Consider the following 12,265-nt stretch of genomic DNA (forward strand, 5'->3'; position numbering starts at 1 on the left):
GTAGTTATCCTGGTACAGATTGTGTTTATGCTGGTATAAATCCCACCAGCCTGGACGCCCGCCGATTGCGGTTTCATGGTCAGCATGACGAGGCACAAGGAGCTGGCGGGCTTTCTCCGCTCGCGGCGGGAAGCCCTCAGTCCCGAGGCGGCCGGCATTCCCGGCGGCTCCCGCAGGCGCACACCCGGCCTGCGGCGCGAGGAGGTCGCGCAACTGTCCGGGGTGAGCGTCACCTGGTACACCTGGCTGGAACAGGGCCGGGACATCACCGTCTCCCGGCAGGTGCTCGAGAGCCTGTCTCGCGCGCTGCGGCTCACACCGGCCGAGCGCGGTCACCTGTTCGCCCTCGCCGGGGCGCCCCTCCCGGCCGAACCGGCACGCCGGACGCCGGTCGGTCCGACGCTACGCGCACTGCTGGAGACACTCGACCCCAACCCGGCCCACGTGATCAGCCCGTGCTGGGACCTGCTGGCCTACAACCGCGCGTACGCCGGCCTCGTCGGCGGACTGGACGACCTGCCGGAGGAGGAGCGCAACAGCGTCTGGCTGCTGTTCACCCGCCCCGGCATGCGAACGCTGCTCGTGGACTGGCAGCGTGAGGCGCGCGACATCCTCGGGCAGTTCCGGGCCGCGGCCGGCAAGAACCCCGACGACCCGCGGACCATCGCGCTGGTCGACGCGCTGCTGGCGGCCAGTCCCGCGTTCGCCTCGATGTGGTCGGCCCATCCCATCCGGGCGTTCGCCTCGGCGACCAAACACTTCGACCATCCGCAGGTAGGGCGGATCACCCTCAACTACACGAAGCTGACCGTCACCGAGGACGTCACCCAGCACCTCGTCGTCTTCCTGCCCGTGACCGCGGACGACGCGACGGCGCTGCAGCGCCTCGCGCGACTGGACCCTCCCGTGCCGCCGGGCCGAGGCTGACCCCGGCCCCCCGAGCCGGCGGCGACTTGACGGCCAAGGTCGTCGGAGAATTCGTCAGACGGGCCGAGCGAGGCGGGCAGTAGTCTGCGTTCATGTTCCACCGCAAACCCATCGAAGAGCGCATCGCCGAGCGCGTCGCCAAGCGGCCTCCGCTGAAGGAGGGCAAGCACTTCGAGCACCGCCCCGCGCTCATCGTGTTCTGCGTGGTCATCGCGCTCGTCGCGCTGAAGATCCTGGGCGCCTTCGCCCTCATGAAGTGGGGCGTCCAGTAGGACCGCGGCCTCCCCTCACGCCGTGGGCCGGGCGCCGGCGCCCTGGTCCGCGCCAGAGGGCAGCAGCGCGTCGCCGAGCATCCGCCAGTGCGGCATCGCGGACCGCCCCGGCTCGATGCCGATGACCTGGATCGCGACGTGGTCGGCGCCGGCGTCGAGGTGGGCGCGGAGCTTGGCCACGATGGTGTCCAGGTCGCCCCAGAACACCAGGTCGTCGACGAGACGGTCGCTTCCGCCGCCTGAGATCTCCTCGTCCGTGTAGCCCAGCCGCCGGAACTTCGCGATGTTGTACGGCGTGTTCAGATAGGGGTGGAGGTGCTCGCGCGCGGTCGCACGGGCCCTGGCGGGGTCGGACTCGAACAGCACCGCGTGCTCGACGCCCAGGAACGCCTCCGGCCCGAGAATCTCCCGCGCCCGCGCGGTGTGCGCCACGGTGACGTGATAGGTGAGGGCGCCGGCGGAGCGGTCACGGGCCAGCTCGAGCATCTTGGGCCCGTAGGCCGCCAGGATGCGGCGCATCGGCGTCTGCGGCAGCGGGTTGGACGTCTTCAGCCCGTCCATCTCGTCGAGATATTCGGCCATCGCCGCCAGCGGCGTGATCCCCGGCCGCGGCGTGCCGCCGAATCCCAGGCCGAGCACGTGCCGGCCGGGGTAGGCGTCGGCCAGGAGCAGCGCGGCGCCGTACGCCCACGCGGCCTCGCGCGACCAGATCCGCGCGATGCCGTTGACGACCGTGATCCGCCGGGTGCAGGAGAGCAGGTAGCCGGCGTGCGTGAACGCCTCACGCCCCGCCAGCTCGGGGATCCAGAAGGCCGGCCATCCCCGATCCTCCAGCTCCTGGATCGACTCGCGCATCCGCGCGGCGGGCTGGTGCTCGAAGTCGAAGGTGTAGATCCCGAACCTGCCCAGATCCAGGCCGTCGAGGTCGCCCATCGGTGATCTCCTCGTGCTCGCGTACGATCCGTACATATCGAAGTATCGCAGAATTTCGATATGAGTCGCAACGCGAGACGCCGTCGTACGGCGTCGTGGTTCTAGAGGGTCTCCCCCAAGGCGGCGACGAGCTGGGCGATGCGCTGCTCGTCCCGCTTGTAGTGGGTCCACTTGCCCACCCGCGTGGCCTTGACCAGGCCCGCCCGCTGCAGCTCGGCCATGTACGCCGACACCGTCGACTGCGCGAGCCCCGCCCTGGCCTGGATGTGACTGACGCACACGCCGACCTCGGCCGGGTCGGCGATCGCCTCCTCCAGCGGGAAGTGACGCTCGGGCTCACGCAGCCACATCAGCAGCTGCAACCGCATCGGGTTCGACAGCGCACGCAACGCGTCGACCAGCCCGGGATCCGGTGAGGTCGCGGTCTCCGCCATGAGCCCAGGCTACAGCTCCCCCACCGATGTTTCGGAATTCCTCGATGTGAGCCGAGAGATCACGATTCCAGGGCGCTGCCCTGCTTCCACTTGCTGAACGGCATCTGCCAGAAGCCCCAGCCGTTGTTCCACTCCAGGATCCGGTTGGTGCCGACGATCTTGACGATGTCGCCCCGGTGGAAGTTGTCGTAGAACCACTTGGCCTGGGAGGGGCTGGCGTTGACGCACCCGTGGCTCACGTTGGCCCGGCCCTGGGAGCCCACCGACCAGGGGGCGCTGTGGACGTACTCGCCGCTGTTGGAGATGCGCACCGCGTGGTTGACGACCTCCTTGTAGTAGCCGGGGTCGCCCTCCTTCTTGCCTGGAGAGATCATCGTGACCGGGTTGCCGCGTTCCATGGTCAGGTGGATGCCGCTGGTGGTGGTGTACTCGCGGGTGGTCGCCTTGCCGGCGCTGATCTTCATGGTCTGCACGACCTTGCCGTCGCGCCGGACCACCATCATGTGGGTCCTGGTGCTGACCGAGCTGACCCAGGCCGCGCCGATCTTGATGGTCGTGGAGTGGTCCTCGAGGCCGTAGGTGTTCGGCCCGGCCTTCACGCCGGTCAGGTGCGCGGTGAACTTCACCTTCTGGTGGGCGGGCCAGTACTTGGCGGTCCGATAGATCACGTACTGGTCGTCGATCCACCGCCAGGCGCCCTCGACCGGCTTCTCCGCGTCCACCTCGAGGGCTTGCTCCACGGCGGCCTTGTCCTGCACCGGCGCGTTGAACCTCACCATGATCGGCATGCCGATGCCGACGGTCTCCCCCTTGATGCCGGGGGTGACGTCCACGACCTCCAGCCCGACCTTGGGCTTGAGCGTGGTGAAGCGGCTGGTCGCGGTGGCCGGGCCGCCCTTGCCGGTCGCCTTGGCCGACACCGTGTACTTGGCGGAGGGCTTCAGCGGCTCCTTGGAGGTCCACTTGGTGTGCGTGGAGTCGAACTCGCCCTCGACCGTCTCGTCGCCCGCCTGGACGGTGACCTCCTCCAGCTCGCCGTCGGCGGCCGTGACGACCACGGTCTTGTCGGGACGCACCTTCGCGCTGCCCGTCGCCGGACTGATCGTGATCTTGGGAGCCGGGACGGCGGGCGCGGTCTCGCCGGAGTCTTTGCCCGTCGAGCCTGGCGTCTCCGATCCGCCGGAGCATGCCGAAAGAGCCGCGGTCAGCGCCACGGCGACTCCGGCGATCGGCCACCTCGAACGACTTCCAGTGCTCAGCACAACTACTCCCCCATGAGCGCGAAGGGCACCATAAGACCTTATTCGGGGTTGCCTCTTATGTTGGCATTTTCTCCTGCGCGTAGGTCACATTTCGGTCGCTTCTCCGGTGGACTCGTCTCTGTAGACGGTAAGGTGCGCGTCAAGACTGATCAAGCGGGGAGTCAGCGCCCGCCGTGACGAGGGCCTGAACGTCCTCGTACGACGGAAGACCCGCGGGGATCTGCCCACCTGTGGCGACCGCCCGGGCGGTCTCGGCCACCGCGTGCAGGGCGGCCCGCAGCAGCAGCGATCCGGTGCTGATCCGGCGGACACCGAGCGCGGCCAGACCCGCGACCGTGTGGCGGCCGGGCAGGAACAGCACGTTGAGCGGCAGATCGACCGCGTCCACCAGCGCCCGCACGTCGTCGCCGTCGGCGACCCCCGGGACGAACACCCCGTCGGCCCCGGCCTCGGCGAAGGCCCGCAGCCGGGCGACGGTCGTGCTCAGGTCCCCGGCCCCCAGCCAGTAGGTGTCGGTGCGGGCGTTGACGAACAGCCCCGGCACCCGCGACCTGACCGCCGCGATCGTCTCGCACCGCTCGCCGAGGTCCGCGAGTGTCCCGTCCGGCCGGCCGTCCTCGATGTTGACGCCGGCCACGCCGAGCGCGGCCAGTTCGGCGGCGATGTCAGCCACTCCCTCCGGTGTGTCGGCGAAGCCGCCCTCGATGTCCACCGACACCGGGCACGGCAGCCCGGCCAGCAGCCGGGCCAGCGCCAGCGTCTCCGACGCGGTGTCGCCGGTCGCGTCGGGCTTGCCCGCCGCCGCGGCGACGCCGAGGCTCGTGGTCCCGACCGCGGCGAACCCGGCGGCGGCCAGGACGGCCGCCGAGGCGTAGTCCCAGGCGTTGGGCAGCACCAGCGGACGTTCCGCATAGTGCATCGCACGGAAATCATCAGGGTGCATTGCACGGAAATCGGCAGGGTGCAGGGCGCGGAACGTCTCGGCGTCGTTGCTCATCGGGGTCCTTCCGTAGTCGTGGCGCTTTCGAGGTGGAGTCGGGCGGGCACGCGCAGGTTCGGCGACGGCTCGTATGGAATCTCGGGGTCGGCGAGGCGGTGCCCGAGGGCGGCCTCCACGACGCCCGCCGCCAGGGCGAGCGCGGCCCGCTCCCCCGGGCACGGCCTGATCCCGCTGCCGAAGCCCAGGTGCCCGCCGCCCTGCGGCAAGAGGCCCTCCCGGAAGCGGTCCGAATCGAAACGGGCAGGGTCGAAACGGGCAGGGTCGAAACGGTGCGGGTCGGGGAAGACCTCGGGGTCCCGGTTGGCCGCCGCCAGGTCCAGCACGAGGACGGCCCCCGCGGGCACGGTCGCTCCCCCGGCCGTCGCGTCCTCGGCCGCCACCCGGCGCGTGAGCCGTACGGGCGGGTCCCACCGCAGGGTCTCGGCGAGCAGCGCCTCGACCGGCCACCGCACGGACAGGTCGGCGGGCAGGCGGGCCACGACGGCGAGGGTGTTGCCCACCAGACCGGCGGTGGCGTCGCACGCCTGGATCAACGCCCCCGCCACCGCGGCCAGCAGGCCGGGGTCGGGCTCCTCCCCCTCACCCAGCGCGGCCGCCAGCACGCCCACCGCCGCGTCCCCCGCGGACGCCGTGCCGGGAGCGGGCGGAAGGTGGTAGGCGGCGGCCATGGCCGTCACCGCGGCCACCACCTCCTCCCGCCGGTCCTCCGGCACGCCGAGCCGCGTGGCGAGGACTCCGACCGGGACACGGCGGGCGAGCGTGGCCATCACGTCCACGCGGGCGCCGCCCGCCAGTTCGACGCCGGCCCGCTCGCAGGCCTCGCGGCGCAGCCGTACGGGGTCGAGGGCGTCGAGCAGCCCCGTCACGCGCGCGCGGCGGCGGGCGTGCTCGGCCCCGTTGCTGAACCTGCTGACCGCTCCGCGCAGCCACGCCATTCCGGCTTCCGGTTCTGCGGCGGGGGCGGCGGGGACGAGGAAACGGGGATCGGCGAGCACTGCGCGCACGTCCGCGTACCTCGTGAGCCGCCGGTGGCCTCCGGCGGGCGGTTCTGCTGTCATCGGTGTCCGGGGGCGCGTGGAGGCGGCCCCCTTCCCCCCTTCGCTGGGTGGTCGTCGCCTCCCTGGGAGGCTAGGGCCGCGATGCTTCGGCTCCGGTCGAACGGTGAACGTTTCACGCCCGGGCATGCGGTGGCGCGGCTTGTGGACCTTTGGGCCTTTTCAACGGTCGCCGCGCGGGTTATCACAGGGCGAGAGGGCGAATGTGATCTCCTGCCCTCCGAGCGCGATCCACGGCTCCACCGACGTACGGGTTCCACGCGCCGGGCCACCGGCGTCGACATCTGCACGCCCACTGGGCACCACCGCGATGGAGGATGGCATGCGCCTGTTACGTACCGTGGTCACTCGATTACTCCTGTTGTGCGCGATGGTCGCCGCAGGCGCCGCCGCGGGGGCGGGGGCCGCGAACGCGGCGGTTCCCGACGTGTGGGGATTCGCCTACGTCGACGTCACCTCCGGGGTGCCGAACCTGGCCTACCAGGCGGGCAGCTGGGCGCCCGGGCCGACGGTCAGCGTCTCGCCCGGCGGCACCGGCGAGTACTTCGTGCGGTTCCCGAAGATCGGCATCCCCAAGGGCGGGATCGCGCACGTGACCGCGATCTCGCAGTCGGCCGAGTGGTGCCAGATCGAGAAGTGGGGGCAGGCCGGCTCCGACGAGATCGTGGCGGTGCGCTGCTACAAGTACGGCGGAACCCCCGTCTACGCGCGCTTCTCGATCGTCTTCGCCAGCAGCAGCGGGGCGCTGGCCTCGGCGACGCAGGCGTACGGCTACGTCTACTGGGACGGCACGTCCATCGCCTCCGACTACAACTCCTCGCTCGGCGTGAACGCCGTCTTCCCCAACACGACCGGCGACTGGACCGTCTGGCTGCCCGGGCTCGGCTCCGCCGTGCAGGCCGGGAACATCCAGGTCACCGCGGTCGACTCGGGCAAGCCGGCGCGGTGCAAGGTGGGCGCCTGGAGCTGGGCGGCGTCGGGGCAGAAGATCCAGGTGCTGTGCCACGATGTGGCCGACAAGCCGTACGACACCGGCTGGACCCTCACCTACCAGCGTGAGCGGGCGATCACCGGGGCCTTCGCGCCGCCGAAGCTGTTCGCCTACACCTTCGACAACGTCCCGGCCAACCCCGGGCCGTACGCGCCGGTCCCGACCGGGATCAACTACAACTCCCAGAGCGGGGTCAACACGGTGCGGACGGCCGGGACCGGCATGCGCCTGGTGTACTTCCCCAGGGTCGGGGCGACGCCCAACAACGTGCAGGTGACGGCGTTCGGTCCCGGGCCGGAGTACTGCAACCTGCTCACGCTGTGGACGACCTCGGGTTCGGACGTCTACGTCCGTGACGTGGTCTGCTACAAGGGCACCACCCAGGTCGACCAGCCGTCGTTCGTGACCTACACCTCGAAGTACTGACCCGCGCGGGGGGCGGGCCCGGCCGGTCAGAGCACGCGGAGGCGGTGGGTGAGCCCCGTGTGGCGGCGGCCCGCCCCCCGCGTGCGCACAGCCTGGCCGAGCGCCCGCCGCGACCCGACGATGACCACGAGCTTCTTGGCCCGGGTGATGGCGGTGTAGAGCAGGTTGCGCTGCAGCATCATCCAGGCGCTGGTGGCCAGCGGAATGACGACGGCCGGATACTCGCTGCCCTGGGAGCGGTGGATGCTGACCGCGTAGGCGTGGGCGAGTTCGTCGAGCTCGTCGAAGGAGTAGTCGACGTTCTCGTCCTCGTCGGTCAGCACGGTCAGCTTGCTCTCCTCGGGGGTGATGGCGGTGACCACGCCGACCGTGCCGTTGAACACCCCGGCCGCGCCCTTGTCGTAGTTGTTGCGCAGCTGGGTGACCTTGTCGCCGACGCGGAAGACCCGCCCGCCGTACCGGCGCTCCGGCATGCCCTCGCGTGCCGGGGTCAGCGCCTCCTGCAGGGCGATGTTGAGCGCGCCCGCGCCGGCCGCGCCGCGGTGCATGGGCGCCAGCACCTGTACGTCCCTGCGCGGGTTGAGCCCGAACTTCCTGGGGATGCGCCGGGCGACCACGTCCACGGTCAGGGCGGCGATCTCCTCGGGTTCCTCGCAGGGGAACAGGAAGAAGTCGGGGAACTCGCGGACCAGCGGCTGCTGGCCGGTGTTGACGCGATGGGCGTTGACGACCACGCCGGACTCCTGCGCCTGGCGGAAGATCTGCGTCAGGCGCACCCGGGGGATGCCGGGGGCGGCCAGCAGGTCGCGCAGCACCTCGCCGGCGCCGACCGAGGGAAGCTGGTCGACGTCGCCGACGAACAGCAGGTGCGCGCCCGGGGCGACCGCCTTGGCGAGCTTGTTGGCCAGCAGCAGGTCGAGCATGGACGCCTCGTCCACCACGACCAGGTCGGCGTCGAGGGGGTTGTCGCGGTCGAAGGTGGCGTCTCCGCCGGGGCGCAGCTGGAGCAGCCGGTGCACGGTGGTCGCCTCGTGGCCGGTCAGCTCCGCCAGCCGCTTGGCCGCCCGGCCGGTCGGGGCGGCGAGGATGACCTTGGCCCGCTTCGCGCGGGCGAGGGCCACCACCGAGCGCACGGTGAAGCTCTTGCCGCAGCCGGGGCCGCCGGTCAGGACGGCGACCTTCTCCGTCAGCGCGAGCCGTACGGCCTGGGCCTGCTCGGGCGCGAGGTCGGCGCCGGTCCGGCCGCGCAGCCAGTCGAAGGCGGCGGGCCAGTCCACGTCCGTGAACGCCCCGAGCCGGTCGTGGCCCGAGGTCAGCAGGGTGCGCAGGGTGCCGGCCAGCGACAGCTCGGCGCGGTGGAAGGGGACGAGGTAGATCGCGGGGACGCTGCTCTCGCCGTTTTCGTCGCTCTGGCCGTTCTCGCCGTTCCCCCTGGCCGGGACCTCCTCGCGGACCACGCCCTCCTCGGCGACCAGCTCCTCCAGGCATGCGGAGGTGAGGTCGGGCGGCACTTCGAGGATCTTGACGGCGTCGGCGACCAGGTTGGGGGCGGGCAGGTAGCAGTGGCCGTCGTCGGCGGCCTGGGAGAGCGTGTAGCGCAGGCCGGCCTTGACCCGTTCGGGACTGTCGTGCGGAATGCCCACAGCCTGCGCGATGGTGTCGGCGGTCTTGAACCCGATGCCCCACACGTCGTCGGCGAGCCGGTAGGGCTCCTTGCGGACCACGTCGATGGAGTCCTCGCCGTACTGCTTGAAGATGCGCACGGCGATGGAGGTGGACACCCCGACGCCCTGCAGGAAGATCATCACCTCTTTGATGATCTTCTGTTCCTCCCAGGCGGCGGCGATCATCTTGGTCCGTTTGGGCCCGAGGCCGGGGACCTCGACCAGGCGCTTGGGCTCCTCCTCGATGATCCGCAGCGTGTCGGTGCCGAAGTGGTCCACGATCCGCTCGGCCATCTTCGGGCCGATGCCCTTGATCAGCCCGGAGCCCAGGTAGCGCTGGATGCCCTGGATCGTCGCCGGCAGGACGGTGGAGTACGACCAGACCTCGAACTGCCTGCCGTACTTGGGGTGGGAGCCCCACCGGCCGGTGAGCCGCAGCGACTCGCCCACCTGCGCCCCGAGCAGCGGCCCGACGACGGTCAGCAGCTCGGTGCCGGACCGTTCGGTGGCGACCCTGGCGATCGTGTAGCCGGTCTCCTCGTTGGCGTAGGTGATCCGCTCCAGCACGGCGTCGAGCTGAACGCCGGGCGGCCTGCCCGCGTCGCCTCCGGGAGGATTCGTCATGGGTGGCATTGTCTCCCACTTGGCGGGACCCGTCTGACCGGAACCGGCGCCGCCGTGGACGCACACCGCGACTTGTCGGAGGCGCGACCTAGGCTGGGGCGCATGCGGCCGAGCGGGAGATCAGGCGACTGGGCGGGGGTGGACGTCGCGGTCCCGCGCGCGGCAGGCCGGCTGCCGGGGACGAGCATGGCCGGGTTCCGCCGGCACGCCTCCGTGCCCTGGGAGATCCGCATGGTCGCGTACCCGTCCGTGACCCTGTTCGTGGACCTGGGCGAGGGGGAAACCGTCGTCTACGACACCCATGACCGGCGTGGGCGGGGCAGTGTCGTCGTCGGGCTCCTCCCCGGCGATCTGCGGGCGGCCGTCTGGAGGGTCGAGTGTCTTCAGATCCGTCTGGACCCGGTCGCGGCGGCCGCGGTGTTCGGCGCATCGCCCGAGCTCAGCGGGGAGGTGGTATCCCTCGAGGATGTCTGGGGCCGCGACGCCGGGCGGGTCGAGGACAGGCTGCGCGCCGCCGCGTCGTGGGACGAACGCTTCACGATCGCGAGGGACATCATCGGCCGGCGGCTCGACGCCCGCCCACCGGTCGATCCGGAGGTCTCCTACGCCTGGCGGCGGACGCTCGCCGGCCGGGGGCGGGTGCGAATCGACGGCCTGGCGGACGAGGTCGGCTGGAGCCGCAAGCGTTTGTGGTCCCGCTTCCGGTCCCAGTTCGGCATCACCCCCAAACGCGCCGCCCAGCTGGTGCGGTTCGACCACGCCGCCCACCTGCTCGCGGCGGGGCACGCCGCCGCCGGCGTGGCCGCCGAAAGCGGCTACGTCGACCAGTCCCACCTCCACCGCGAGGTCAAGGCGTTCGCCGGGCTTACGCCCACAGCCGTCGCCGCCGCGCCGTGGCTCGCGATCGACGACGTCGCCTGGCCGGCTTCCTCGCCGGCTTCATAACCGGCCCGGACCCCGGTGAGTGCCGAAGCACGGACACGGCCTAGCGCGGCAGGCGCAGCCCTGCGATGAGCAGTCCGGCCAGCCGGCGCGCGTCGTAGTGGGGGTCGCGCTCGGCGCCGATGCAGAGGTTTCCGACGCCGCGCATGAGCTCGATGGCCGGGATGTCCGCGCGGATCTCGCCGGCGGCGGCCGCGGCGTCGAGCAGCCGGGTGCACACGGGCACGAGACGGTCGAGGAAGTAGGCGTGCAGGGCGTCGAATCCCGCGTCGTCGGATCGCAGCACGGCGGCCAGACCGTGCTTGGTGACCAGGAAGTCGACGAAGAGGCTGATCCACCGCTCCAGCGCGGTGAAAGGCGTCGCGCTGGTCTCCAGCAGGGCCGGTCCGGCCTCGGCGCAGGCCTCCACCTGGTGCCGGTAGACGGCGATGATGAGATCCGCTCGCGTCGGGAAGTGGCGGTAGATCGTGGCCGTCCCGACGCCGGCCTTGGCCGCGATGTCGCGTACGGGCGCGTCCACGCCTGAGGTCACGAAGACGGCGGCGGCCGCGTCGAGCAGGGTCTTCTCGTTGCGCCGTGCGTCCGCCCGTTTGGGCCGGGCCGCCGGCCCCGCGCCCCGGTCGCTGTCGTTCATCGCGCGGCTCCCTCCGTTACCGGACTTGCTAAACGGGACATCGTTCCGTATGGTCGAAACGGAACACGGTCCCACTTGCTCATGATGCCAGAGCAGGGGACCGGCGACCAATCCATGCGTCGCCACCACGCTTCCCGCATCCCCTCTCGCCTGAACGCCGATGGCGCATCCACTGCGGCGCCGCCGGTGTCGAAAGGACCCACGACCCCCATGTCCCACTCCCTCCGCCCCAGTTTCGGGATCATGACCGCCCCGCAGCAGGTCGGCTACCACGACGTCCTGCGGGTCTGGCGCGAGGCGGACGCGATCCCGGAGATCGAGCACGCGTGGCTGTTCGATCACCTCATGCCGATCGGCGGCGACCCGGACGGGCCCGCCTACGAAGGCTGGACGCTGCTCGCGGCCCTCGCCGCGCAGACCCGGCGACTGCGGCTCGGCGTGATGGTGACCAGCAACCGGTTCCGGCCGCCCGCGGTGCTGGCCAAGATCGCCGCCACCGTCGACGACATCTGCGGCGGACGGCTCGACTTCGGCATCGGCGCCGGCTCGCGGCCCGGCCACCCCCTGGCCCGGCGTGAGTACGAGGCACACGGCCTGCCCTTCCACGACGCCGCACACGCCGTGGGCAGCCTGGCGGAAGCCTGCACCGTGATCCGGCGGCTGTGGACCGAGGCCGAACCGTTCGACTTCCACGGCACCTACGTCCGGCTCACCGGAGCGTTCTGCAACCCCAAACCCGTCCAGCGCCCCCATCCGCCGATCCTCATCGGCGGACGCTCGTCCCCGACGCTGCGCGTGGTCGCCGAGCACGCCGACCTGTGGAACGTCCCCGGCGGGGACATCGACGACGTCGTCCGCCGCAGCGCACTGCTCGACCGCTACTGCGCCGAGATCGGCCGCGATCCCGCCTCCGTCACCCGCTCGATCCACCTGCCCGTCTCCTACAACCGGCCGGGCCCCACCAGGGACGCGATCGGCGAGGCGATCGACGCCGGCTTCCGGCACATCGTCCTCGGACTGCCGGCGCCCTACCCCGCGGGCGTCGCCCGGTGGGTCACCGACGAACTCATCACTTCCCTGAACGACTGAGAGGAAGACCGA

At 71.3% G+C, this 12,265-nt stretch carries 12 protein-coding genes; 5 read left to right on the forward strand and 7 right to left on the reverse strand.

The features are described from left to right. Positions 1–84 precede the first annotated feature (84 nt). A complete protein-coding gene (locus ABZ860_RS30875; protein ID WP_357226692.1) occupies positions 85–927 on the forward strand; it encodes a helix-turn-helix transcriptional regulator in 843 nt (280 codons plus the stop codon). Between the two features lie 92 nt (positions 928–1,019). Beyond that, positions 1,020–1,199 (forward strand): hypothetical protein, encoded by a 180-nt coding sequence (locus ABZ860_RS30880; protein ID WP_357226695.1) that lies wholly within the window; start codon positions 1,020–1,022, stop codon positions 1,197–1,199. A 15-nt stretch (positions 1,200–1,214) separates the two neighbouring features. Here ABZ860_RS30880 and ABZ860_RS30885 read toward each other — a convergent pair whose 3' ends face one another. The 5 genes from ABZ860_RS30885 to ABZ860_RS30905 form a co-directional block, all read right to left on the reverse strand. Then, positions 1,215–2,132 (reverse strand): TIGR03620 family F420-dependent LLM class oxidoreductase, encoded by a 918-nt coding sequence (locus tag ABZ860_RS30885; protein ID WP_357226697.1) that lies wholly within the window; start codon positions 2,130–2,132, stop codon positions 1,215–1,217. A gap of 101 nt (positions 2,133–2,233) precedes the next feature. Beyond that, positions 2,234–2,566, reverse strand: coding sequence for a metalloregulator ArsR/SmtB family transcription factor (locus tag ABZ860_RS30890; protein ID WP_357226700.1), 333 nt, complete (start codon positions 2,564–2,566; stop codon positions 2,234–2,236). 59 nt (positions 2,567–2,625) lie between these two features. After that, positions 2,626–3,780 (reverse strand): Ig-like domain-containing protein, encoded by a 1,155-nt coding sequence (locus tag ABZ860_RS30895; protein WP_357226702.1) that lies wholly within the window; start codon positions 3,778–3,780, stop codon positions 2,626–2,628. A gap of 187 nt (positions 3,781–3,967) precedes the next feature. Beyond that, positions 3,968–4,747 (reverse strand): isocitrate lyase/phosphoenolpyruvate mutase family protein, encoded by a 780-nt coding sequence (locus tag ABZ860_RS30900; RefSeq protein ID WP_357226705.1) that lies wholly within the window; start codon positions 4,745–4,747, stop codon positions 3,968–3,970. Between the two features lie 74 nt (positions 4,748–4,821). Next, complete coding sequence (locus ABZ860_RS30905; RefSeq protein WP_357226707.1) at positions 4,822–5,832, reverse strand: cytochrome P450; 1,011 nt, start codon at positions 5,830–5,832, stop codon at positions 4,822–4,824. Positions 5,833–6,205: 373 nt separating this feature from the next. On the opposite strand from ABZ860_RS30905, the gene ABZ860_RS30910 reads away from it, so the two are divergent. Then, positions 6,206–7,300, forward strand: a complete 1,095-nt coding sequence (locus ABZ860_RS30910; protein WP_357226710.1) for a hypothetical protein — start codon at positions 6,206–6,208, stop codon at positions 7,298–7,300. A 26-nt stretch (positions 7,301–7,326) separates the two neighbouring features. Here the strand turns inward: ABZ860_RS30910 and ABZ860_RS30915 are convergent, their stop codons facing one another. Further along, the gene (locus ABZ860_RS30915) at positions 7,327–9,588 is read right to left on the reverse strand and encodes an ATP-dependent RecD-like DNA helicase (RefSeq protein WP_357226713.1); all 2,262 of its coding nucleotides are present in this window, start codon (positions 9,586–9,588) and stop codon (positions 7,327–7,329) included. Positions 9,589–9,690: 102 nt separating this feature from the next. Here ABZ860_RS30915 and ABZ860_RS30920 point away from each other — a divergent pair, with 102 nt between their 5' ends. Next, positions 9,691–10,533, forward strand: coding sequence for a helix-turn-helix domain-containing protein (locus ABZ860_RS30920; protein ID WP_357226715.1), 843 nt, complete (start codon positions 9,691–9,693; stop codon positions 10,531–10,533). A 40-nt stretch (positions 10,534–10,573) separates the two neighbouring features. Here the strand turns inward: ABZ860_RS30920 and ABZ860_RS30925 are convergent, their stop codons facing one another. Further along, the gene (locus tag ABZ860_RS30925) at positions 10,574–11,164 is read right to left on the reverse strand and encodes a helix-turn-helix domain-containing protein (protein WP_357226718.1); all 591 of its coding nucleotides are present in this window, start codon (positions 11,162–11,164) and stop codon (positions 10,574–10,576) included. 243 nt (positions 11,165–11,407) lie between these two features. Between ABZ860_RS30925 and ABZ860_RS30930 the strand changes: the two genes are divergently transcribed. Then, entirely contained in the window at positions 11,408–12,253 is an 846-nt protein-coding gene (locus ABZ860_RS30930) for an LLM class flavin-dependent oxidoreductase (protein ID WP_357226719.1), read from the forward strand. Positions 12,254–12,265 lie beyond the last annotated feature (12 nt).

It is taken from the genome of Microbispora sp. NPDC046973 (assembly GCF_040644495.1).
Classification (GTDB): domain Bacteria; phylum Actinomycetota; class Actinomycetes; order Streptosporangiales; family Streptosporangiaceae; genus Microbispora.

Bases quoted from the DNA above. Each gene is read 5' to 3' on its own strand.
- ABZ860_RS30875 (WP_357226692.1), top strand. From the start codon at position 85: ATGACGAGGCACAAGGAGCTGGCGGGCTTTCTCCGCTCGCGGCGGGAA.
- ABZ860_RS30880 (WP_357226695.1), top strand. From the start codon at position 1,020: ATGTTCCACCGCAAACCCATCGAAGAGCGCATCGCCGAGCGCGTCGCC.
- ABZ860_RS30885 (WP_357226697.1), bottom strand. From the start codon at position 2,132: ATGGGCGACCTCGACGGCCTGGATCTGGGCAGGTTCGGGATCTACACC.
- ABZ860_RS30890 (WP_357226700.1), bottom strand. From the start codon at position 2,566: ATGGCGGAGACCGCGACCTCACCGGATCCCGGGCTGGTCGACGCGTTG.
- ABZ860_RS30900 (WP_357226705.1), bottom strand. From the start codon at position 4,747: ATGCACTATGCGGAACGTCCGCTGGTGCTGCCCAACGCCTGGGACTAC.
- ABZ860_RS30910 (WP_357226710.1), top strand. From the start codon at position 6,206: ATGCGCCTGTTACGTACCGTGGTCACTCGATTACTCCTGTTGTGCGCG.
- ABZ860_RS30915 (WP_357226713.1), bottom strand. From the start codon at position 9,588: ATGACGAATCCTCCCGGAGGCGACGCGGGCAGGCCGCCCGGCGTTCAG.
- ABZ860_RS30920 (WP_357226715.1), top strand. From the start codon at position 9,691: ATGCGGCCGAGCGGGAGATCAGGCGACTGGGCGGGGGTGGACGTCGCG.
- ABZ860_RS30925 (WP_357226718.1), bottom strand. From the start codon at position 11,164: ATGAACGACAGCGACCGGGGCGCGGGGCCGGCGGCCCGGCCCAAACGG.
- ABZ860_RS30930 (WP_357226719.1), top strand. From the start codon at position 11,408: ATGACCGCCCCGCAGCAGGTCGGCTACCACGACGTCCTGCGGGTCTGG.